Genomic DNA, 22,522 nt, shown 5'->3' with positions numbered 1-22,522 from the left:
GCCCGCGACCGATCCGCGCTATAGAGGCAGCCTTTCGAGGCGCTCAGCCCAGCTCGACCCGCAACACGCTCCCATCCGCCCCGACGACCCGCACGCTTTCGCCAACCGCCGCATCGGGCCCGGTCGCGCTCCACGCACCGTCGCCGACCGTCACGCGCCCCTCGCCATCGACGATCGCCTCGCACACCAGCACGCGCTTCCCGATCAGCCGCGCCGCCCGGTCATTGAGCGGCGGCTCCGCCGCGGTCGTGTCGAGCCCGCGATACCAGCGCCACCCGATCGCCACCGCCCCCGCGGTCAGCCCGGCGAAAACCAAAGCCTGCAGCACGATCGGCACCTCCGGCACGATCAGCACCAGCAACCCGGTCCCCACCGCGCCCGCGCCGAGGAACACCAGGAAGAACCCCGGCACGAGCATCTCGGCGATCACCAGCGCGAGCGCCGCCGCCAGCCACAGCGCGCCCAGACTCCAGTCGATCCCGAACAGCGTCACGCCACAGGCTCCTCGAACGGACGCGGCCGCGGCTTGACCACCGGCGAGGCCGAAGGCGACCCGACGATCGCCTCGCGCGCCAGCTCGCCAATCCCGCCGAGCGTCCCCATCAGCTGCGTCGCCTCGACCGGGAAGAGGATCGTCTTGGCGTTGGGCGAGGTTGCGAACTTGCCGATCGCCTCGACATATTTCTGCGCGATGAAATAGTTGATCGCCTGGACGCTGCCGCCCTCGATCGCGTCGGACACCGCCTTGGTCGCGCTCGCCTCGGCCTGTGCGGCGCGTTCACGCGCCTCGGCGTCACGGAAGGCGGATTCGCGGCGACCTTCTGCCTCGAGGATTTGCGACTGTTTCTGCCCCTCGGCGCGGTTGATCGCGTTTTGGCGGGCCGCTTCCGACTCGAGAATGGTCGCGCGCTTCTCGCGCTCGGCCTTCATCTGGCGGGTCATCGCATTGACGATGTCGGCGGGCGGGCGGATGTCCTTCAGCTCGACGCGCGTGATCTTGACGCCCCAGCTCTCGGTCGCGTGATCGACCACCATCAGCAGCCGCGTGTTGATCTCGTCGCGCTTCGACAGCGTCTCGTCGAGATCCATCGACCCCATTACGGTGCGCAGATTGGTCGTCGCGAGCTGCATGATCGCGAGATACAGGTCGCTCACCTCATACGCCGCCTTGGCCGCGTCGAGCACCTGAAAGAACACCACGCCGTCGACCGCGACCATCGCATTGTCCTTGGTGATGATCTCCTGGCCGGGAATGTCGAGCACCTGCTCCATCATGTTCACTTTCCGACCGACCCGGTCGAACAGCGGCACGATGAAGGTGAGCCCGGGCTTGGCGACCGCGGTGAACTTGCCGAAGCGTTCGATCGTGTACTGATAGCCTTGGCGGACGACCTTCATGCCGAGCATGAGGTAGAGCAGTACGACAAAGACGAGCAGGCCGGCGATGATGAGTGCCATGGGGATCCCCTTGCGCGACCGCGGAGGGGCGGGCGCGATGGTGGGGTTTTAGCAGATTGGGGGGTGGTGGGTAGGGGGGGGCTCGCGGCTGACGCGCGCCATGGCAATCACGTGCCCTAGTGCGCAAGTGCCTCTAAACTTTCCATTCTGCAGATTTAGCGGCACCGGTCCGATGGAACTCCCAAAGCCGGTGGATCACCGTCTGAAAGTCCGCATTTTCAGAGGCCAGCCGATCGCAGTTCGCCCAATCCACCTCTGAGCGTTCACGAGCCGGAATTAGGACTTCGCTATCGGTCGGCACATTTCCGTCAATCCTGATGAGCCCCACCCCATGCAAGGAACTCAGAATTCGTAGCTCCTTTAGCGTGTCCGCCCCCTCGATCTCCGCGGCAGCCAAGTATGCGAAATTCGCCCACGATGAATTAGAAACAGCTTGGAAGTATGCTTCACGGACGTTTGACCGATTCAGCAGCAGCTTTACCTCGATGGACCATAGACGAAATTTTCGGGCACCTACTTCAGAAACGCACTCTCGTATTTCCTTGGTCCAGCCCCGCGTCAGATCCTCCATCGCAACCAGGTCAGGATAAAGCCATCTATTACCCTGAGGCCCGCGCTTATTTGAAGACCGTTTCTCGTCGATCCTCTGCACATATAGATTAGACTCGGCGCTGAGAAAGGCTCCGAGCTTGGGATACAAATCCGCCTCATAGACGGTGGCGGTGGCTTGGGTGTCCTCGCCAGGGCTCGCCAGTTCCACCCCTTCGACTAATGCCCCCCGTTCCTCGACGAGCGTCGCTTCCTGCTCTTCGGTCTCTTCGGTCCAATAAAACAACCGGGGACGAACCTCGACAGTTCGGACTTGTGGGTTCGACTTTACGATCTGAGGCCGGTTCGCGCCAATTTCAGCGACCAACTGCTGTAGCAGGTCCGCATCGCTTTTTAGAACAGGGCTGCGTTCGAGCTTCGCCTGACATTCAGCCGGATATTTCGCGAAAATCCAATCAGCAATATCACGTGCTTTGAAACGATGTCCCGGATGTGCGCGCAAGCACTCGGCTGCAGCCGTATTTATTGTAAATCGCAAAGCCATTTTCTCCGCTGACGACCCCTCGTAACTTAGGTGTCGATTTTGGTGTTGATCGGACCGAGGCGGCCAAGCGATTCTATAAGCATACCTAAGTGGCGCGACAGCAATCCCTAAGGCTGCCCTCGACGGTGGTAGCGGTCAAGCGAACATCGTGCTGGTTTTTCGTTTGGGAGACATCCGATTTCCCTGTCCTACATAAACCTGTTCGTGGTATGTTCTGACCGTTCTTTGAATCGTCCGGCTCCTTACCCTCGCGGTCCCGCTACTCTCGCGCGTCCTATGTGTTGGCATGCGTCAGGGAGTGGAAACCCGGCGGACGAATCATACTCTTCGCTCATTAGTGCAAAAAGGGAAACGATCGGAAAAGTAAACATCACGTCTTGGGGTCAATCGAGTCAACCGCCCAACGGTTCGTCGCATCGTGCTGCTTTCCTCGTCTTGTCCCTCCCTTCGGAAGAGGGGCTCAGCCCCAACGCCGCCCGCCCCCTAGCGCCCCGCGCGCCCGTTGTTTACATGGACCGCCACGACTCGCACCCACCCGACCTCCCCGGGCCAGCAGGAAACGGCATTTTCATGGACATTCGCCTCGGCCTCACCTTCGACGATGTCCTGCTCGTGCCGGCTGAATCCGACATCGTCCCGAGCCAGACCAACACCGCGACGCGCGTCACGCGCGGCATTTCTCTCGACATCCCGATCCTCTCGTCGGCCATGGACACCGTGACCGAGGCCGACATGGCGATCGTCATGGCGCAGCTCGGCGGCATCGGCGTGCTCCACCGCAACATGGAAATCGACGAGCAGGTCGCCGCGGTCCGCGCGGTCAAGCGCTTCGAGAGCGGCATGGTCGTCAACCCGATCACGATCAGCCCGTCCGCGACGCTCGCCGAGGCGCAGGCGCTGATGCTGCGCCACAAGATCAGCGGCATCCCGGTGGTCGAGGCCGACGGCACGCTCGTCGGGATCCTCACCAACCGCGACACGCGCTTCGCCGAGAACCCCAACCAGCCCGTCTCCGAGCTGATGACGCACGAGAACCTCGCGACCGTCTCGACCGGCGTCGGCAAGGAGGAGGCGCGCCGCCTGCTCCATCAGCGGCGGATCGAGAAGCTGATCGTCGTCGATGACAAATATCGCTGCGTCGGCCTGATCACCGTCAAGGATATCGAGAAGGCGGTCACCTATCCCAACGCGACCAAGGACGATGCCGGCCGCCTGCGCGTGGCGGCAGCGACCACGGTCGGCGACAAGGGCTTCGCGCGGACCGAGGCGCTGGTCGATGCCGAGCTCGACCTGGTGGTGATCGACACCGCGCACGGCCACAATCGCGACGTCGCGCGCGCGGTCGAGCGGGTGAAGAAGCTCAGCAATTCGGTGCAGGTCATCGCGGGCAACGTCGCCACGGGCGAGGCGACCCGCGCGCTGATCGACGCCGGCGCCGACGGCATCAAGGTCGGCATCGGCCCGGGCTCGATCTGCACCACCCGCGTCGTCGCCGGCGTCGGCGTGCCGCAGCTGACCGCCGTGATGGATTGTGCCGAGATCGGCCAGAAGCACGGCGTGCCGGTGATCGCCGACGGCGGCCTGCGCACCTCGGGCGATCTCGCCAAGGCGCTCGCCGCGGGCGCGTCGGCGTGCATGATCGGCTCGCTGCTTGCGGGTACCGAGGAAGCGCCGGGCGAGACTTTCCTGTTCCAGGGCCGCGCGTACAAATCGTATCGCGGCATGGGCTCGGTCGGCGCGATGGGCCGCGGCTCTGCCGACCGCTATTTCCAGGGCGACATCAAGGACCAGATGAAGCTCGTCCCCGAGGGGATCGAAGGCCAGGTCGCCTTCAAGGGCCCCGCCAGGGACGTGATCCACCAGCTCGTCGGCGGCATCCGCGCGGCGATGGGCTATACCGGCTCGGCGACGCTCGAAGACCTGCAGGCGCGTGCCCGCTTCGTCCAGATCACCGGCGCCGGGCTCAAGGAAAGCCACGTCCACGACGTCGACATCACCCGCGAAGCCCCGAACTACCCGACCAGGTAATCCTCCTCCCTCTCCCCCTGGGGGGAGAGGGCCGGGGAGAGGGGGACGCCTCAACACCCGTTCCGCTCGGTAACACAGCACTGCCCCTCTCCCCGACCCTCTCCCCGCAAGCGGGTAGAGGGAGAAAGACCAACAATGACCCCATCCGCCCGCACCCAGGCCGCGATCGAGCTGCTCGACCAGATCATCGCCGGCGCCCGCGACAGCGGCGCCGCTGCCGACACGCTGATCGCGCGCTATTTCAGCACGCGCCGCTACGCCGGCAGCAAGGACCGCCGCGCCGTCCGCGAGCTCGTCTACGCCGCGATCCGCGCAGCGGGCGAACGCCCGGCCTCGGGCCGCGCCGCAATGATCGCCGTCGCGCAGGCCGATCCCGAAGTCGCCGCGACCTTCGACGGCGTCGGCCACGGCCCCGCGCCGATCGGCAAGCACGAGACCGCCGCCCCCTCGGGCGTCGCGCCCACGTGGATCATCGACCGCCTGCATTCGTCCGACCTCGGCTATGAAGAGTTCGAGGCGCTCATCAGCCGCGCCCCGCTCGACGCGCGCATCAACCGGATGATCGTCGAGGAGATCGACATCGAAGGCGCAGAGCCGATCGCCGGCCTGCCCGACGGTCTGCGTCTCCCCTCGGGTACGCAGGTCGAGAACCTCCCCGCCTACAATCACGGCGCGATCGAGGTGCAGGACGCCGGCAGCCAGTTCGTCACGCTCGCCGCCAAGGCCAAGCCCGGCCAGCGCATCGTCGATCTCTGCGCCGGCGCCGGCGGCAAGACGCTCGCGCTCGCCGCGGTAATGGAAGGGCAGGGCGAAGTGCTCGCGACCGACACCGACCGCATGCGCCTCTCGCGCATGGCGCCGCGCGCCGAACGCGCCCGCTCGGGGATCATCGAGACGCGCCTGCTCAACCCCGGCCGCGAGGTCGAGATGCTCGACGACTGGCTCCACAGCGCTGATTGCGTGCTGATCGATGCGCCGTGCTCGGGCACCGGCACCTGGCGCCGCAACCCCGAGGCGCGCTGGCGCCTGACGCCCGACCGGATCGAGCGGCTGGTCGAGACGCAAAAGCACGTGCTCGAAGTCGGCGCCAACCTCGTCAAGCCGGGCGGGGCTTTGGTCTACATCGTCTGCTCGCTGCTCGACGAAGAAGGGGCAGGGCAGGTCGCCGACTTCCTTACCGCCGACCCCGGCTGGAAGGCGCAGCCGCTCAAGCTGCCGGTCGGGCGCAAGCACGGCGCCGGCGTCCGCCTGACGCCGGCGCATGACGCGACCGACGGCTTTTTTGTCGCGCGCCTGATCGCGCCGTGATAGCCATATCGACGTGTCGAAGCTGGAGTATCTCATGCGTTACACGTCCGTCGCCGTCGCTGCCGCGCTGACGCTGGTTACCGTCGCGACCGCAGTGCAGGGGCAACGGGCCGAGGACGCGATCGACGCGCGCTCGCTGGCGCTGCTCGCCAAGGGCCGCGCCCTGCAATCGGCCGGCAATTTCGAAGCAGCGACCGACATCCTCGAAAGCGCGGTCGCGGTCGACCCGCGCAATCGCGGCGCCTTCGTCACGCTGGCCGAGGTCGCCAAGGCGCGCGGCCTGCCGGGCAAGGCGATCCGGCTGTACCGCGAGGCGCTGTCGCTCGATCCCAACGACGTCGCCGCGCTGACCGGGCAGGGCGAGGCGCTCGTCGCCAAGGGTGCGGTGTCGCGCGCCCGCGAAAATCTCGCCAAGGTCAAATCGGTCTGCGCCAAGCGCGCCTGCCCCGAAGTGGCGGTTTTGACGGCTTCGATCGCCAAGGGCCCGCCGATCGTCACCGCCGCGACGACGGTGCCGGCAGCGCTCCCGAAGAAAGACTGACCTTTCGTCCGTGACGCTTCCCCGGCCTTCGGCGGGGAAGCGATTAGCGCAGGGGCCTGCCCATCACCCCAACGCCCGCGCCAGCGCGACGAACTCCGCGACGCTCACCGTCTCCGCCCGCCGCGTTGCGTCGATCCCGACGGTATCGAGCGCTGCCAGCGCGCCGGGCACGCCCTTCAGGCTCTGCCGCAGCATCTTGCGCCGCTGCCCGAACGCCGCCGCGGTCAACCGTTCGAGCGTCGCGAAGCGCACGCCGTCTGGCGCTTCGCCCGGCACGATATGCACCACCGCCGACATCACCTTGGGCGGGGGGGTGAAGGCGGATCGATGCACCGGCAGCGCCAGCGTCGCCTTGCTGCGCCACTGCGCCAGCACCGCGAGCCGGCCATACGCCTCGCCATCGGTCGGCGCGACGATCCGCTCGGCGACCTCGCGCTGGAACATCAGCGTCAGGCTCTGCCACCACGGCGTCCACTCGGCCGACAGCCAGCGCACCAGCAACGCGGTACCGATGTTATAGGGCAGGTTGGACGCGATATGCGGCTTGCGTTCGAACAGGGCCGCGCCGTCGATCTCGAGCGCGTCGCCCTCGATCACGCGCAGCTGGCCGGGGAAGGCCTCGCCCAATTCGGCCAGTGCCGGGATACAGCGATGGTCGCGTTCGATTGCCGTGACTCGCGCGCCAGCGCCAAGCAACGCCCGCGTCAGCCCGCCCGGTCCTGGGCCGATCTCGAGCACCTCGGCATCGGCCAGGTCGCCCGGGATCCGGGCAATCCGCGCGAGCAATTGCGCATCGAGCAGGAAATTCTGGCCGAGCGCCTTGCTGGCGTTGAGACCGTGGCGCGCGATCACCTCCCGCAGCGGAGGCAGGTCGGGTGTCGTCATGCGTCGGCAGCGGCGCGTCGGTCGGCGGCGTCCCCGGCGAGCCGGATCGCCGCGATCGTCGCGCCGGGCTCGGCGACGTCCTTGCCGGCGATGTTGAACGCGGTGCCGTGATCGGGCGAGGTGCGCACAATCGGCAGGCCGAGCGTGATGTTGACGCCATCGTCGAAGTAGAGCGTCTTGAGCGGCACCAGTGCCTGGTCGTGATAGCAGCACAACGCGGCATCATAGGTCGCCCGAGCGCGAGCGTGGAACATCGTGTCGGCGGCGAACGGCCCGCTCGCGTCGATCCCCTCGGCGCGCAGCTGCGCGATCGCCGGCTGGATCAGATCGATCTCCTCGCGCCCGATCGCGCCGCTCTCGCCGGCATGGGGGTTGAACCCGGCAAAGGCGAGCCGCGGGTTGAGAATGCCGAAATTGCGCGTCAGGCCGCGCGCCGTGGCGCGGCCCTTGGCGACGATCAGCTCGATCGACAGCAAGCCGCTCACCGTGGCGAGCGGAACGTGGGTGGTGATCGGCACGACCCGCAGATCGGGTGCGGCCAGCATCATCACCGCATTTTCCCCGGCGATGCCGCAGCGCTCGGCGACGAACTCGGTCTGCCCGGGATAATTGAAGCCGATCTGATAGAGCTGCGCCTTCGACACCGGCCCGGTGACCAAGGCGCGCGCCGCGCCCGAGCGCACCAGCCCCGCCGCCAACTCGAGCGCGCGCAGCGCACAGCGCGCGCCCTCGACGTCAGGCTTGCCGGGGACGATCTCGCCGCCGTCCTCGACGGTCAGCACAGGCAACGCCGAGTCGAACACGCCGTTGGCGGCATCGGGATGCGAGATCGCCGTCACCGGACCATCCCACACCGCTGCGATCGCGCGTGCGTCGCCCGTCGTGAAGAAAGGCGCGAGCCCCGCCTCGACACGCTTGGCCCACGCCTTGGCGATCACCTCGGGCCCGATGCCCGCCGGATCCCCCATCGATATGGCGAGCGGCGCGAGCATGTCGGTCACGCCTCGGTCAACGATATTCGACGATCGCGTCGCGCCGCAGATCGCGCAGCAGCTGGTTCGCGCGCAGGTTGACGCGCTGGTTTTCCATCGAGCTGCGCACCTGTTCCATCCCCGGGATGTTGGCACCCGTCGCTTCGTCGCGACCGCACAGCACGAGCGAGCGGATCCCGTCCTTGGCCGAGCCGAACGGCGGGGTCGATTCGCCGACCTGCAGCTTGAGCATGATCTCGCGCAGCGCGACCGGCAGATCCTTGATCCGTACCGAATCATTGTCGACCACGTCCGCGCCGAGTGCCGAGGCCACCTTGGCGACTTCGCCGCAGCCGCGGATCGCCGAGCTGAGCTTGGCGAATTCGGTCACCCGCGCATCGGCCTGCGCCTGCGTGATTCCCTCGGGGAAGCGCACGCTGACCTGCTTCAGCGTCAGCTTGGCGTCGAGCGGATCGGCCACGCCGATCTTGCGCGTGTCGACCAGATAGATGATCGAGAAGCCGCCCGGCACGGCGATCGGCCCGGCCAGATGCTCGGGGGTCATCGACTTGATCGCCTCGACCAGCGGCGCCGGCAGCTGCGACAGCTGCTGCTCGTTCAGCCAGTCAAGATCGCCGCCGGTGTTGCGCGTCGTCGCCTGCGACAGGCGGGCATAGTAACCGAACGTGTCCTCGCCCTTGTCGCGCTTCTGGATCGAAGTCATGATCTGCTGCGCCTGGGCGAACACCTCGGGCGAGCGATCGGCATCGGCCGCAAGATAGATTTCGCGGACGTGATATTCGGTCGTGCCTTGCTGCTTCTTGATCTTGTCGATGATCGCGTTGACTTCCTCGTCACCGACATTGACGTCGACCTTGCGCCGCAAATAGCGGTTCCACGAGAGTTCCGCCTCGATCTGGCGCTTGAGCGAGCGCTCGGACGAGCCGATCGAGCGCAGATACGTCCGCATCTCGTTGAGCGACTTCCCGAAATTGCGCGCGACGGTTTCGTAGCTCTTGCTGATTTCCTCGGGCGCGATCTTGACGTCGGCGGTCTTCGCCTGCTGGATCTGCAGCGTCTCGTCGATCAGCTGGCGGACGATCACCAGGCGATATTGCGCCATCTCGGCGGGCGTCAGCTTGAGATCGCGTGCCGACACCAGCAACTGGACGCGCTGGTCGATGTCGGTCCCGGTGATCACCGCACCGTTGACGATCGCGGTCGGCTTGCGGATCGTCGGATCGACCTTGCCGAAGATCGTCGGGTTGGACGGCAGGTCGAGCGACGCCGCGCGCGCAGATTCCTGCGGGGTGGGCTCGCCAGGCGCGGTCTGCGCGACCGAACCGCCGCTGGTGGAGAGCAAAGCCGCGATCAGCGCGCCCATCCCGATGCCGCGACCCAGGCGGGTCTTCTTCACTGTGTCAGTCTTCACGTATTAAAATCCCATCCCGCACGGTGTGCATCGATCTGGCCCGTATCGATGGCCCCAATCTACCGGCCCAGCATCGACTGGACGCTGCAATGCGCCGATCCGTCTGAACCAGTGCTTAGCGGCCAAGGTTTTTGAACGCCAGCGTCAAGAGGTAGCTGTTGCCGCTGCGCGCGTCGCCGGCGGTCTGATAGTCGCGCTTCCAGGTCACGCCGAGCCGCAGGCAATCATCCTCATATTGCACGCCGAGCCGGTGTCGCACCGGATCGAATCCGTCGGCGAGCGACAGCGGGTCCTCGTTGCGGTTGGTCAGGTCGATCACGGTCGAGCCGAACACTGACCAGAAGCGCGACACCTGGACGCGGGCGCCGGCGCGCAGTTCCTCGCGATCGCGCAGATCCTCGAGCGTCTGGTCGATATTGCGATTGAGCCGCAGATAACCGACCAACACATAGGTGCTGCGCGACCCGACCGTCGCGTCGAGCTCGTTGCGGCGGATCGCAAGATTGCCCTGGTCGAGCCGATAACGATGGATCACCGACACGAAGTCGTGGAAGCGCAGTTCGGTCCGCCCGACGATGTCGGAAACGCGGCCTGACAGGCCGGTGCCATCGGGGAACAGCGTCGGGCGGCTGTTGAGGCGATAGCTCTGGCCGACATTGGTCGCGAGCGAGAAGCCGGGCAGGTCGACCGCCCAGTCGAGCCCGTAGGTGACGCGAGCCGAATCCTCGTAGCGGTCGTAGCCGGGGAAGCGGTTGAGCGCGAACAGGTTCGAATCCTCGAGATCGACCGAGCGCGAATCCTCGTTGGGCACCGCCATCGTGCCGAGTTGCGGCGACGCCACGATCTGCACGCGCGGCGTCAGGCGCTGCGTCCCGCCGAAAAAGGCCCCGATCAGCGGCCACTTCACATCGACCGCAAACGCGCCGATCAGCCGACCGCTGATCCCGCTGTTGCCGCGATAGCTCGCCACCGTCGTCGCGAGCGTGTTGCTGCTGTTGTAGAGGTCGCCGCGGCCGAATGCGGTGAAGGTCACTTCCTGGCCGAACGGCGTCAGCTTGCGCAACTCCCACTGCGCGCTCGCGAAGGCGCGCTGGGTGTCCTGGCCGGCCGGCCGCGAGATGGCGAGCGTGTTGACCTGGAAGGAGAAGACGCCGCCGAGCAGGCCATCCTTCATCCGCCGACGATAGTCGATCTCGGGCAGCGCGATCGGCTGTAACGCCTGGCGGTCGCCGACGCGCAGCGTTTGCACATACCAGCCGCTGATCGCGAAATAGCTGTTGAGGTCGATATGCTCGAGGCTGGCCGTGCTGCGCAGCCGATCGTCGGTCGAAATGTCGTAGCGGCGCAGGAAGGTCGGGTCGGTCGTCAGCCGCAGCGATCCGCTCAGCGTCCAGTTCGGCGTGAGCTGGAACTTGGCCACCCCGTCGAGATAGCCGCGGAAGGAATTGGGCGTGCCCGGCGGCGTCGCGGTGAGCAGGTCGTTGCTGCGCGGGCTGGCGGTCACATAGCCGGCGATGCGATAGGCGCCGCGGGTGTTGAGCGCACTATACTCCGCCTTGAGCATCGGCAGCACCTGGCTGAAGAAGCGCGGCGTTACCGTCAGCCCGTGATCGGGACCGAACGCGAAATGATAGGGCTGGGCGAATTCGAAGCCGTTGACCCGGCCGTAGCGAAAATCGGGCGCGAGCAGGCCATTGTCGTTGCCGTCGCCGATCGAATTGGAAAAGGCCGGCAGCGGCACGGTCGGCAGCCCGAACAGGTTGATCCGCGCGCCCTTGTAATAGATCCGGTTGCGCTCGGGGCGATAGATCACCCGCACCGCGGTGATCTTCCACGACGGTTCCTTCGGGCAATTGCTCGCGGTCGTGACCGCGCACGGCGTATAAGCGGCATCCTCGAGCACGACGGTCTCGTTGAGCGAGCGGGTGCCCTTGCGTGCCGCGAGCCGGCCGCCTTTCTCGAGCACGAGCAGCATGTTGTCGACCATGCCGTCCTTGAGCGCGTCGGTGAGCTCGATCGAATCGCCATATGCGGTGTCGCCGCCCGGATTGACGACGGCGATGTTGCCGACGGCGTTGACCTTGCCGGTCTTGCGATTCCACACGACCTTGTCGGCGCGCAGGCGATTGCCCTCGCGGTACATGCGGACGTCGCCGGTCGCGGTGACGACGTCGTCCTTGCTGTCATATTCCAGCGCGGTGGCGTTGAACTGGACCTGATCCTCCCCCGGGCTTTGCGCGGTCGAGGGCGGCGGCGGGGGAACGGTACGCGTCTGCAGGTCCTGCGCCGTCGCGGGGAGCGCGAACAGCAGCGGGGAGGCGCAACTGGCAAGGAAAACGGCACGCTTCACGTCGGAAATAACACCCTGATGCGAGAAGGCTCCCGATCTCTGTCCGGATGCCGCTGGTCGATCCCGCCCTATCGCATCGACACCGCCGCGCTGCAATCGTGCTGCGGCGATTTCGTCGCGCGATGCTTTGCCAGCCGGGCTCGGCTGTCCTACAGACCGACGACTCACGCAGACCTGATCCCAATCGAGGCTTTCATGCAGATCGACTTTTCCAGCGCCGCGCCGGCGTCCGCCGCAGCTCTCGCTTTCCCGGTCGAGAAGGACGGGCTGGCGCGCCTGGCCACCACGCTGATCGACGCGGCGACGCTCGATCTGGTCAAGGGCGCGGCGCGCGCCAGCCGGTTCGAGGGCGAGACGGCGAGCGTCGTCGAGACCTTCGTCGCCGACGGCGCCGGCGGCGTTCGCCGCGTGCTGCTGCTCGGCACAGGCGCTGGCAGCGAAGCCGATTACGAGCGTGCCGGTGGCGCGCTGACCGCACGCCTGCTGACCTCGGGCGTAGGGTCCGCAAGCGTCGATCTCTCGGGCGCCAGCGCGACCGCCAAGGCCGCCGCCCGCTTCGCCGCCGCTGCCGCCCAGCGCGGCTGGCGCCACGACGTGTATCGCACCAAGCTGCCCGAGAAGTCGAAGCCGACGCTCACCACGATCGTGCTGCACGGCGCCCCCGACGGCACCGACGCCGAGTGGAGCAAGCAGAAGGCGCTGACCGAGGGGCTCGAACTGACGCGCACGCTCGTCGCCGAGCCACCCAACAAGATTTACCCGGAGACGTTCGTCGCCAAGGTGCTCGCCGAGGTCGAAGGCCTTGGCCTCGAAGTCACCGTACTCGGTGAGGACGAGATGCGCGAGCTCGGCATGGGCGCGCTGCTCGGCGTGTCGCAGGGCTCGGCCAAGGATGCGCGACTGCTCGCGCTGAAATGGAGCGGGGCAGGGGAAGGTGATCCCGAGCTGGCACTGGTCGGCAAGGGCGTAACCTTCGACACCGGCGGCATTTCTCTGAAGCCCGGGCCCGGCATGGAAGACATGAAGTGGGACATGGGTGGTGCTGGCGCGGTCGTCGGTGCGATGAAGGCGATCGCCGGACGCAAGGCCAAGGCGAACGTGATCGGCGTCTGCGGCCTGGTCGAGAACATGCCCGATGGCGACGCGATTCGGCCGGGTGACGTGCTCACCTCGATGTCGGGGCAGACGATCGAGATCCTCAACACCGACGCCGAGGGGCGTCTCGTGCTGTGCGACGCGGTCACCTGGGTGCAGCGCACGCATCGCCCCAAGACGATCGTCGATCTCGCCACGCTGACCGGCGCGATGATCGTCAGCCTCGGCACCGAGCACGGCGGGATCTTCGCCAATGACGATCCGCTTGCCGACCAACTGCTCGCTGCCGGCAAGGCGTCGGGGGACCTGCTGTGGCGCTTCCCGCTGTCGGACGCGTACAACAAGCTGATCGACAGCCCGATCGCCGACATGAAGAACGTCGGCCCGCGCGGCGCCGGCTCGATCACCGCGGCGCAGTTCATCCAGCGCTTCGTCGATCCGGGCGTGAAGTGGGCGCATCTCGATATCGCCGGGATGGTTTGGGCCGACAAGCCCGGCCCGAACTACGACAAGGGCGCGACCGGCTATGGCGTGCGGCTGCTCGACCGGTTCGTCGCGGACAACTTCGAGGGGTAATTCTCCCCCTCCCGCCTGCGGGAGGGGCTAGGGGAGGGAACGACCTGGAACGCCTGCGCTCCGCCTGAGGTACGCCCCTCCCCCAACCCCTCCCGCAAGCGGGAGGGGGGTAAGAAGAAGCGTGAGAGAAGGGGGGGAGTAGAAGCAAACATGCAAGTCGATTTCTACCATCTCACCGCGCAACCGCTCGAGCGCGTGCTCCCGCGCATCGCCGAGCGCGTCGTCGAGACCGGCGGGCGCCTGCTGATCGTCGCCGAGAGCGCCGATCAACGCGGCGCACTCGACCGTTTGCTCTGGACCTACGCCCCCGACAGCTTCCTCCCGCACGCGCAGGCCGACGGCGAGGGCGACGCCGCCCAGCCGATCCTGATTGGCGAGCGTCCCGCCGCCGCCAACGCCGCGCGCAACATTGCGCTCGCCGACGGCATGTGGCGCGAAGAAGCGCTCGGCTTCGACCGCGCGTTCCACTTCTTCGACGAAGACCGCATCACCCAGGCCCGCGCGGCATGGAAAGCGCTTGCCGATCGCGCCGGGATCGAGCGCCGCTACTGGAAACAGAATGACAGCGGGCGGTGGGAGCAAGCCGCCTGAGGCCCACCCCAAGGCTTGCATCCAACCGGGCTCCCGACTAGGGGATCGCGACTTCCCAAACGCCTTTCAAACACCACAGGAGATTCACGGTCATGGCCGCGAACCGCACGTTTTCGATCATCAAGCCCGACGCGACGCGTCGCAACATCACCGGTGCCGTCACCAAGATGCTCGAGGAAGCCGGCCTGCGCGTCGTCGCCTCGAAGCGCATCCAGATGACCCGCGAGCAGGCCGAGGGCTTCTACGCGGTCCACAAGGAGCGTCCGTTCTTCGGCGAGCTCGTCAGCTTCATGATCTCGGGCCCGGTCGTCGTGCAGGTGCTCGAGGGCGAGAACGCGATGCAGCGCAACCGCGACATCATGGGCGCGACCAACCCGGCGAATGCCGATGCCGGCACGATCCGCAAGGAGCTCGCCGAGTCGATCGAAGCCAACACCGTGCACGGTTCGGATTCGGACGAGAATGCCGAGATCGAGATCGCCTACTTCTTCAAGCCCGAAGAAATCGTCGGCTGATGCTGCAATGGCGCGTGCGACGGGCAGGGCCGGCGGATGCCGACCTGCTGTCGCTCGTCGCCAATGCGGCCTTCCTCGATACCTACGCGCCGTCGCTCGCCGGCGCCGATCTTGTCGCCCATTGCCTCAAGAACAATAGCGCGGCGGTGTTCGCCAAATGGCTCGCCGATCCCGCGACGGTCGTAACCGTCGCGGAGATCGAGCCCGGGCTCGCTCCGATTGGCTATGCCGTGCTGACCGCGCCCGACTTTCCGATCGACCTGCAGCCCGGCGATGTCGAGCTGCGCCGGATCTATACGCTGCGCCAGGCCTATGGCAGCGGCATCGGCGCCGCGCTGATGGCGCAGGCGATGGCCGACGCGGTGCTGCTTGGCGGAACGCGGTTGTTGCTCGGCGTGTGGGACCAGAATGCCCGCGCCCGTGCCTTCTACGAACGCAATGGTTTCACCGTCATCGGCAGCCGCGATTTCGTCGTCGGCGGCGAGGTGCATGTCGACCCGGTCTACGCGCGCGGCCTTTGAGCCTCGTCTAACGTTCCGGCAGGCCGGTCTCTCCCACCTCCGTTCGCCCTGAGCTTGTCGAAGGGCTGTCTTTCTTTCCACCGTGGCAAAGAAGGGCAGTGCTTCGACAAGCTCAGCACGAACGGACGTGGGGCGCGTTGCGGAACCTAGATCAGCTGAGAGCCAAGCTCGGCGGCCGCTCAGTCCTTCGGCTTCGGCTGCTGCCCCGCCCAGATCGCATCGAGCCGCTTCTGCGTCCCGCCAAGTTCATGCAGCCGCAGGCTCTCGAGCTTAACCGACCGCCCGAACGGAAACCCGCCCTCGGTTTTCCACCCGATATCGTAGATCCCGCGCGTCGTGCGCGGCGTGTCGCCATCCCAATAGGTCAGCACGATCAGCACCGGCAGGCGTCCGGCCTTCTTGTCGGGCCCGCCATCGGTCGCCTTGAGCAAGGCATGGTCGAACCAGCCGCGATCGATCGTGTCGGCAACGGTATCCTTGGTGCCGACGCCGAGTGCGGTCGGAAACGTGACCGTCGCGTCGCGGATCGCATGGCGATCGTCATGCGCGAGCAGCAGCGCGCTGCCGTTCGAGGCCGGCGCCGCGCGGATGTCGAAGCGCGCTTGCGCGCGTTCGGCCTTCACCGCGGCGACCTGCTTGTCGGCCTCTTCGGCACGATGATCGGACCAGTTGAGATAGAGGCTGCCCCCCGCGATGATCAGCCCAGCGACCGCAATGAATTCGCCGAGATTGATCCAGCGCCGGCGCGTTGCCGCGGCTTCGGCCTTGGCGACCGCCTCGGTCGCGGCGACCTGAAGTTCGGGATCGCGCGGCGGGGTCGGTTGCTCGCTCATCGTCCCCCCGCCTCGAGCAGGCGCCGCGGCGCGGCCAATTCCCAGCTGATCGCGATCCGGTCACCGACGCGGTCCCAATCGACATCGTCGCGATCGAGCCGCATCGCGACCCAGCCCGATGCGCCGAGATAGGCCGGGCTGAAATAGCAATCGGGGTCGGCCTCGATCAGCATCGCCTGCTCGTCGCTGCCGGTCGTCTTGACGATCACCACGGTCTCGCCGTCGCCGTGATGGTCGTGCCAGAAATAGGCGAAGAACTTGCCGTCCGCGATCAGGAAGCCGGGCGCGCCGTGCGACGGGCGTTCGCTGGTCTCGGGCAGCGCCAGCGCGAGTGCGCGGACTCGGGCGAGGACGGATTCGGGATCTGGACTCATCGTTTTACAAACTCCGCCAAGACCTGGGGATAGAGCCGATGCTCGGCTGCGAGGACGCGCGCGGCGAGGCTGTCGGGGGTGTCGCCGAGAACGATCGGCACTTCGGCCTGGCCGAGCACCGCGCCGCCGTCGAGCTCCTCGGTGACGATATGGACCGAGCAACCGGCAACCGCGTCACCTGCTTCGATCGCCCGGGCGTGGGTATCGAGGCCTTTGTATTTCGGCAGGAGCGAGGGGTGGATGTTGATGATCCGACCGGCCCAGCGCGCGACGAACGCGTCGGAGAGTAACCGCATGTACCCGGCCAGCGCGATTATCTCGACGCCCGTGTTTACGAGCGCGGCGTCGATTGCGGCTTCATAGTCGGCCTTCGGGATGCCCTTGGGCGACTGGGTGAAGGTGGCGAGACCACGCTCGCGCGCCCAGGCGACGCCGGCGGCGTCGGGCTTGTCCGATGCGACGAGCGCGACATCGTAGCCTTGAGCCGCCTCGACCAGCGCCATCATGTTCGAGCCGCGACCCGAGAGCAGAATGCCGACCTTGACGCTCAAAACTCCCCTCCCGCCTGCGGGAGGGGTTGGGGGAGGGGCGTGCTGCGAGTACCGAAGGTCGCGGAGGAGGACAGGCCCTCCCCCAGCCCCTCCCGCTTGCGGGAGGGGGGAAGAAACAGAAGCTCACCCATGGTTATGGGTCGCGGTCCAATCGGCGCGGCCGCCCCACGTCTCGACCGACCCCGCCACCGTGCACCCGCGAACACCAGCCTCGATAGTCCCGATCGCGAATACCGTCTCGCCCGCAGCTTCAAGCCCGGCGGTCACCGCCGCGACCTCGTCCGCCGCGACCACCGCGACCATGCCGATCCCGCAATTGAAGGTCCGCGCCATTTCCTCGGGCTCGATATTGCCCTGTGCCTGCAGGAACGCCATCAGCCGCGGCTGCGCCCAGGTATCGGCATCGATCTTCGCGTGCGTGCCATCGGGCAGGACGCGCGGAATGTTCTCGAGCAAGCCGCCGCCGGTGATGTGCGCCAGCCCCTTGATTCGCTTTTCCGCGAGCAACGGCAGCAACGCCTTCACGTAGATCCGCGTCGGCGCCATCAGCGCGTCGATCAGCAGCACGTCGGCATCGAACAAAGCCGGCCGGTCGAGCTTCCAGCCCTTGTCCGCAGCGAGCCGGCGCACCAGCGAAAAGCCGTTCGAGTGCACGCCCGCGGAGGCAAGCCCCAACACGACGTCGCCCGGCGCGATCGCCGCCCCGGTCAGCACCCGGTCGCGCTCGACCGCGCCAACGCAGAAGCCAGCAAGATCGTAATCGTCGGCCGCGTACATGCCGGGCATCTCGGCGGTCTCGCCACCGATCAGCGCGCAGCCGGCCTGGCGACACCCCTCCGCGATCGAGGCGATCACGCGCTCGGCGACGGCGGAATCGATCTTGGCAGTTGCATAATAATCAAGGAAGAAGAGCGGCTCGGCGCCCTGGACGATCAGGTCGTTGGCACACATCGCGACCAGATCGATGCCGACCCCGTCATGCGCATTGTGCTCGATCGCGAGCTTGAGCTTGGTCCCGACACCGTCATTCGCCGCGACGAGCAAGGGATCGACGAACCCCGCCGCCTTGAGATCGAACAGCCCGCCAAAGCCGCCGAGTTCGGCATCGGCGCCGGGCCGCCGCGTCGCCTTGGCGAGCGGTGCGATCGCGCGCACCAGCGCATTGCCAGCGGCAATCGAGACGCCCGCTTGGGCATAGGTGTAGGACTCGGCGTCCGGGTTCGTTTCGCTCATCGTGCCCGCCTAGCCATATCTTGCTTGGATTTCCACGCCTCCTTCGCCAAAAGGGCGCCGACATGACGATCCGCCGCCTTTCCACGCCCCTGAAGTTCGCCGCGGCGCTCGCCCTTGCTGCGACGGGCGGGCTCGTGCTCGCGCAAGTCGACGATCCCGACCAGGGCGTCGCCCCAGCCGACAGCTCGGGCAGCTATGAGGTGAGCGGCGTCCAGGTCGACGTCACCGGCAAGAGCGCCGAGGCTGCGCGCTATGCCGGCTGGCGGATCGCCCAGCGCAAGGGCTGGGACATGCTGTCGCGCCGGATGGGCAAGGGCGGCGGCACACTCGCCGACGGAACGCTCGACGCGATGGTGTCGGGGATCGTCGTCGAGAATGAGCAGATCGGCCCCAATCGCTACGTCGCGACGCTCGGCGTGCTGTTCAGCCGCGCGCGCGCCGGGTCGATCCTTGGCATCGCCGCCGAGGCGGCGCGCTCGTCGCCGATGCTGACGATCCCGATCGAGGTCAGCGGCGGCGTCGCGACCGGCTTCGAGCAGAAGACCGCGTGGCAGGAGGCGTGGAGCCGCTATCGCACCGGGAACAGCATGATCGACTACGTCCGCCCGACCGGCACCGGCAGCGACGCGCTGCTGCTCAATCTCGGCCAGACCGAGCGGGCAGGGCGCGGCTGGTGGCGCGTGGTGCTCGATCAATATGGCGCGACCGACGTGCTCGTGCCCAAGGTGACGCTGCGCCGCGAATGGCCCGGCGGCCCGATCATCGGCGCGTTCGAAGCGCGCCACGGTCCCGACAATCTGCTCGTCACGCAATTCACCCTGCGCGTCGATCGCGCCGATGCGCTCCCCGTCCTGCTCGATGCCGGCGTCAAGCGGATCGACGAGGCGTTCCAGAACGCGCTGCGAAACGGCGGTCTGCGCGGCGATTCCGGGCTGGCCTATGTCGCCCCGGTCGCCACGCCGACGCCGACAGCGACGCCGACCGAGGTCGTTCCGATCGATCTCGGCCTCGACGGACTGCCCGGCCCCACCGGCGCCAAGGCCAGCACGACGCTCTCCGTTCAGGCCGATACGCCGAACGCGGGCTCGGTGACTGCGACCGAAAGCGCGCTGCAGGCGGTACCGGGGGTGCGCTCGGCCATCACCACCAGCCTGGCGATCGGCGGCGTTTCGGTCCTCCGCGTGACTTTCGACGGCGATCCGGCGCTGCTGCGCGCCGCGCTCGAGGCGCGTGGCTGGTCGGTCGGCGCGAGCGGCTCGACGCTGCGCATCCGTCGCTCTGCCGCACCCGGCTCAAGCGGGCAGGGATCGCCCGCCGCGACGCCGACCGGGTGATTCGATGCTTCCGGCACAAATGGCACTTCCGCTCGATTGGCCCGCCGATCCGCGCGACGACGAATTCCTGATCGGCAGCTCGAACGCGCGCGCGGTCCAGCAGCTCGAACATTGGAGCACCTGGCCGGTGATGGCGGTCGTCGTCAGCGGCCCGCGCAAGTCGGGCCGCAGCCTGCTCGCGCGAATCTTCGCTGCCAAGACCGGCGGCGGGCTGATCGACGATGCCGAGCGCCAGAACGAGACGAGCATCTTCCACGCCTGGAACCGCGCGCAGGAGGATCGCCGCCCGGTGGTGATCGTCGCCGATGCCGCGCCGCCGGAATGGGCGATCAAGCTGCCCGACCTGCGCTCGCGCCTCGCCGCGAGTCCGACGGTGCGGCTCGGCGACCCCGACGAGGACCTGATGCGCGCGATCTTCGAGCGGCAATTCCTGCGCCGCGGGATCGACGCCCGGCCCGAAGTGATCCAATGGCTCGTGCTGCGCGTTGAACGGACGCACATCGCGTTGCTGCGCACGGTCGACCTGCTCGACCAGGCATTACTCGCGCGGCACAAGCGCCTGTCGATCCCGCTCGCGCGCGTCACCCTGATCGAAGCCGGGATGATCCCCGGCGCGGCACCCGACCTGTTCCCCGAACCGACGGAAACCCGATGACCCGCCCCGCGCATCTCGCCAGTCTCGACCATGACGACGACCCGTTCGCGGGCACCGAGGGAAGCGACCGCTATTTCAACCGCGAACTGTCGTGGCTGGCGTTCAACCGCCGCGTGCTCGAGGAAGCGTGCAACACCGCGCATCCCTTGCTCGAACGCGTCCGCTTTCTGTCGATCTCGGGATCGAACCTCGACGAATTCTTCATGGTCCGCGTGGCCGGACTCAAGGGCCAGCAGCTGCAGGACGTCGCGCGGCTGTCGAACGACGGGCTGACCTCGGGCCAGCAGCTCGCCGCGATCGTCGCCGAGGCCGATGCGCTCGTGACCAGCCAGCGCGACGTGTGGCGCGACCTTCGCCGCCAACTCGCCGAGACCGGCATCGCGGTGCTCAGCTCGCGCACGATCGACGAGGCGCTGTCGTCGGAGGACCTCGCCTGGCTCGAAACGCAGTTTCGCGAGCAGCTCTTCCCGATCCTGACGCCACAGGCGCTCGACCCGGCGCATCCCTTCCCGTTCATCCCCAACAAGGGGCTGGCGGTGATGTTCGACCTGGTCCGGATCTCGGACGACCAGCCGATCCGCGAGCTGGTCATGATCCCCGCGCCGATGCCGCGTTTCCTGCGGCTGCCGGGCGAGAAAGCGCGCTACATCGCGGTCGAATCGCTGGTGAAGCGTTTCGCCCCGCTCGTCTTCCCGGGTTACCGGGTGATCGGCGGCGCCGAGTTCCGCGTGCTGCGCGACAGCGATCTCGAAATCGAGGAAGAGGCCGAGGATCTCGTTCGCTACTTCGCCAATGCGATCAAGCGCCGTCGGCGCGGCCGCGTCATCCGGCTCGAGCTCGAAAGCGGGATGCCCAAGCGGCTCGGTTCTGTGCTGCGCGACGAGCTCGGCGGCTCGGACTGCTTCGTCACCGAGAGCGGCGCCTTCCTCGGCGTCGGCGACCTCGACGCGATCGTCGACGAGGATCGCCCCGATCTCAAGTTCCCGCCCTTCTCGCCGCGCTTTCCCGAGCGCGTCCGCGAATATGGCGGCGACTGCTTCGCCGCGATCCGCGCGAAGGACATCGTCGTCCACCACCCGTACGAGACGTTCGACGTGGTGCTCGCCTTCCTCAAGCAGGCCGCCGCCGACCCCGACGTCGTCGCGATCAAGCAGACGCTGTACCGCGCGGGCAAGCAGCCCGCCGTCATCAACGCGCTGATCGCCGCCGCCGAAGCCGGCAAGTCGGTCACCGCGGTGGTCGAACTGAAGGCGCGCTTCGACGAGGAGCAGAATCTGCTCTGGGCCTCGGCGCTCGAACGCGCCGGCGTGCAGGTCGTCTACGGCTTCATCGACTGGAAGACCCACGCCAAGGTCTCGATGGTTGTCCGCCGCGAGAATGGGCAATATCGCACCTACTGCCACTTCGGCACGGGCAATTATCACCCGATCACCGCCAAGGTGTATACCGACCTCAGCTTCTTCACCGCCGACCCGCGGCTCGGGCTCGATGCCGCGCAGATGTTCAACTACATCACCGGCTACGTCGAACCCGAGAATATGGCGCTGATCAGCCTCAGCCCTCGCGACCTGCGGCCGCGGCTGATGCGGCTGATCGATGCCGAGATCGCCAATGCCCGCGCGGGCAAGCCCGGATCGATCTGGGCCAAGATGAATTCGGTGGTCGATCCCGCCGTGATCGAGAAACTGTACGAAGCCAGCGGGGCAGGGGTCGAGATCGACCTCATCATCCGCGGCATCTGCTGCCTCAAGCCCGGCGTTCCGGGCCTTTCGGAAAACATCCGCGTGAAGTCGGTGATCGGCCGCTTTCTCGAACACAGCCGCATCTGGTGCTTCGGCAACGGCGCCGCCTTGCCCAACAACGGCGCGGGGGTGTTCATCTCGTCGGCCGACTGGATGCAGCGCAATTTCGATCGGCGGATCGAATATATGCTGCCGATCGAGAACAAGACCGTCCACCAGCAGATCCTCGACCAGGTGATGGTCGCCAATCTGATCGACAATGAGCAGAGCTGGGATCTGCAGCCCGACGGCTCGTACATCCGCGAAGTGCCGGGCGACCGGCCGTTCAACCTGCATCGCTATTTCATGACAAATCCCTCGCTGTCCGGCCGCGGCGCCTCGCTCGCGGTGAGCGGTGCGGTGCCCAAGCTCTCGCTGCGCAAGCGACGCTGAACCG

The 22,522-nt window shown here is 67.0% G+C and carries 21 protein-coding genes; 10 read left to right on the top strand and 11 right to left on the bottom strand.

The genetic code is table 11. The features are described from left to right. Window positions 1-43: 43 nt before the first annotated feature. The 3 genes from U1872_RS03240 to U1872_RS03230 form a co-directional block, all read right to left on the bottom strand. Window positions 44-493, bottom strand: coding sequence for an NfeD family protein (locus U1872_RS03240; protein ID WP_332791419.1), 450 nt, complete (start codon window positions 491-493; stop codon window positions 44-46). Further along, window positions 490-1,458, bottom strand: coding sequence for an SPFH domain-containing protein (locus U1872_RS03235; RefSeq protein ID WP_332791418.1), 969 nt, complete (start codon window positions 1,456-1,458; stop codon window positions 490-492). Before U1872_RS03235 ends, U1872_RS03240 begins: the two co-directional genes overlap by 4 nt. Before the next feature lie 133 nt (window positions 1,459-1,591). After that, window positions 1,592-2,509, bottom strand: coding sequence for a COG2958 family protein (locus tag U1872_RS03230; RefSeq protein WP_332791417.1), 918 nt, complete (start codon window positions 2,507-2,509; stop codon window positions 1,592-1,594). Window positions 2,510-3,121: 612 nt separating this feature from the next. Here U1872_RS03230 and guaB point away from each other — a divergent pair. The 3 genes from guaB to U1872_RS03215 all read left to right on the top strand — a co-directional run bounded on the left by guaB (window position 3,122) and on the right by U1872_RS03215 (window position 6,428). Beyond that, on the top strand, window positions 3,122-4,579 hold the full coding sequence (guaB, locus tag U1872_RS03225) for an IMP dehydrogenase (RefSeq protein WP_332791416.1): 1,458 nt from the start codon (window positions 3,122-3,124) through the stop codon (window positions 4,577-4,579). Between the two features lie 135 nt (window positions 4,580-4,714). Then, complete coding sequence (locus tag U1872_RS03220) at window positions 4,715-5,887, top strand: RsmB/NOP family class I SAM-dependent RNA methyltransferase (RefSeq protein ID WP_332791415.1); 1,173 nt, start codon at window positions 4,715-4,717, stop codon at window positions 5,885-5,887. A gap of 34 nt (window positions 5,888-5,921) precedes the next feature. Beyond that, the gene (locus tag U1872_RS03215; protein ID WP_332791414.1) at window positions 5,922-6,428 is read left to right on the top strand and encodes a tetratricopeptide repeat protein; all 507 of its coding nucleotides are present in this window, start codon (window positions 5,922-5,924) and stop codon (window positions 6,426-6,428) included. A 63-nt stretch (window positions 6,429-6,491) separates the two neighbouring features. Here the strand turns inward: U1872_RS03215 and rsmA are convergent, their stop codons facing one another. From rsmA to U1872_RS03195, 4 genes are all read right to left on the bottom strand, one after another. Then, on the bottom strand, window positions 6,492-7,313 hold the full coding sequence (gene rsmA / locus U1872_RS03210; protein ID WP_332791413.1) for a 16S rRNA (adenine(1518)-N(6)/adenine(1519)-N(6))-dimethyltransferase RsmA: 822 nt from the start codon (window positions 7,311-7,313) through the stop codon (window positions 6,492-6,494). After that, window positions 7,310-8,305 carry a 4-hydroxythreonine-4-phosphate dehydrogenase PdxA gene (gene pdxA, locus U1872_RS03205; RefSeq protein ID WP_332791816.1) on the bottom strand — a complete coding sequence of 332 codons (996 nt, stop codon included), beginning with the start codon at window positions 8,303-8,305 and terminating at the stop codon, window positions 7,310-7,312. The genes rsmA and pdxA overlap by 4 nt, the downstream gene beginning before the upstream one ends. A 16-nt stretch (window positions 8,306-8,321) precedes the next feature. Next, window positions 8,322-9,716, bottom strand: a complete 1,395-nt coding sequence (locus tag U1872_RS03200; RefSeq protein WP_332791412.1) for a peptidylprolyl isomerase — start codon at window positions 9,714-9,716, stop codon at window positions 8,322-8,324. A gap of 115 nt (window positions 9,717-9,831) precedes the next feature. Beyond that, the gene (locus U1872_RS03195; RefSeq protein WP_332791411.1) at window positions 9,832-12,066 is read right to left on the bottom strand and encodes an LPS-assembly protein LptD; all 2,235 of its coding nucleotides are present in this window, start codon (window positions 12,064-12,066) and stop codon (window positions 9,832-9,834) included. 195 nt (window positions 12,067-12,261) lie between these two features. Between U1872_RS03195 and U1872_RS03190 the strand changes: the two genes are divergently transcribed. The 4 genes from U1872_RS03190 to U1872_RS03175 all read left to right on the top strand — a co-directional run bounded on the left by U1872_RS03190 (window position 12,262) and on the right by U1872_RS03175 (window position 15,364). Beyond that, complete coding sequence (locus U1872_RS03190) at window positions 12,262-13,737, top strand: leucyl aminopeptidase (protein ID WP_332791410.1); 1,476 nt, start codon at window positions 12,262-12,264, stop codon at window positions 13,735-13,737. A 150-nt stretch (window positions 13,738-13,887) separates the two neighbouring features. Beyond that, a complete protein-coding gene (locus tag U1872_RS03185; protein WP_332791409.1) occupies window positions 13,888-14,328 on the top strand; it encodes a DNA polymerase III subunit chi in 441 nt (146 codons plus the stop codon). A gap of 92 nt (window positions 14,329-14,420) precedes the next feature. Continuing rightward, window positions 14,421-14,843: a nucleoside-diphosphate kinase gene (gene ndk, locus U1872_RS03180; protein ID WP_332791408.1), complete on the top strand. Its 423-nt coding sequence runs from the start codon at window positions 14,421-14,423 to the stop codon at window positions 14,841-14,843. Beyond that, the gene (locus U1872_RS03175; RefSeq protein ID WP_332791407.1) at window positions 14,843-15,364 is read left to right on the top strand and encodes a GNAT family N-acetyltransferase; all 522 of its coding nucleotides are present in this window, start codon (window positions 14,843-14,845) and stop codon (window positions 15,362-15,364) included. The genes ndk and U1872_RS03175 overlap by 1 nt, the downstream gene beginning before the upstream one ends. 179 nt (window positions 15,365-15,543) lie before the next feature. Here the strand turns inward: U1872_RS03175 and U1872_RS03170 are convergent, their stop codons facing one another. The 4 genes from U1872_RS03170 to purM form a co-directional block, all read right to left on the bottom strand. Continuing rightward, window positions 15,544-16,197: a hypothetical protein gene (locus U1872_RS03170; protein WP_332791406.1), complete on the bottom strand. Its 654-nt coding sequence runs from the start codon at window positions 16,195-16,197 to the stop codon at window positions 15,544-15,546. Then, the gene (locus U1872_RS03165; protein ID WP_332791405.1) at window positions 16,194-16,571 is read right to left on the bottom strand and encodes an MmcQ/YjbR family DNA-binding protein; all 378 of its coding nucleotides are present in this window, start codon (window positions 16,569-16,571) and stop codon (window positions 16,194-16,196) included. The genes U1872_RS03170 and U1872_RS03165 overlap by 4 nt, the downstream gene beginning before the upstream one ends. Then, window positions 16,568-17,077, bottom strand: a complete 510-nt coding sequence (purN, locus tag U1872_RS03160; protein WP_332791815.1) for a phosphoribosylglycinamide formyltransferase — start codon at window positions 17,075-17,077, stop codon at window positions 16,568-16,570. Before purN ends, U1872_RS03165 begins: the two co-directional genes overlap by 4 nt. A 168-nt stretch (window positions 17,078-17,245) precedes the next feature. Then, on the bottom strand, window positions 17,246-18,355 hold the full coding sequence (purM, locus tag U1872_RS03155) for a phosphoribosylformylglycinamidine cyclo-ligase (RefSeq protein WP_332791404.1): 1,110 nt from the start codon (window positions 18,353-18,355) through the stop codon (window positions 17,246-17,248). 62 nt (window positions 18,356-18,417) lie between these two features. Between purM and U1872_RS03150 the strand changes: the two genes are divergently transcribed. Genes U1872_RS03150 through U1872_RS03140 form a run of 3 tightly spaced genes read left to right on the top strand, consistent with a single transcriptional unit; the run spans window position 18,418 to window position 22,518 of the window. After that, window positions 18,418-19,689 carry a heavy-metal-associated domain-containing protein gene (locus tag U1872_RS03150; RefSeq protein WP_332791403.1) on the top strand — a complete coding sequence of 424 codons (1,272 nt, stop codon included), beginning with the start codon at window positions 18,418-18,420 and terminating at the stop codon, window positions 19,687-19,689. A gap of 19 nt (window positions 19,690-19,708) precedes the next feature. Continuing rightward, on the top strand, window positions 19,709-20,344 hold the full coding sequence (locus tag U1872_RS03145) for an HdaA/DnaA family protein (protein ID WP_332791402.1): 636 nt from the start codon (window positions 19,709-19,711) through the stop codon (window positions 20,342-20,344). Then, complete coding sequence (locus tag U1872_RS03140) at window positions 20,341-22,518, top strand: RNA degradosome polyphosphate kinase (protein WP_332791401.1); 2,178 nt, start codon at window positions 20,341-20,343, stop codon at window positions 22,516-22,518. The genes U1872_RS03145 and U1872_RS03140 overlap by 4 nt, the downstream gene beginning before the upstream one ends. Window positions 22,519-22,522 lie beyond the last annotated feature (4 nt).

The organism is Parasphingomonas frigoris, from assembly GCF_036663815.1.
Taxonomy (GTDB): domain Bacteria; phylum Pseudomonadota; class Alphaproteobacteria; order Sphingomonadales; family Sphingomonadaceae; genus Sphingomonas.
Note: the sequence above shows the minus strand (reverse complement) of the source record. Positions and strands in the feature narration are given on the sequence as shown.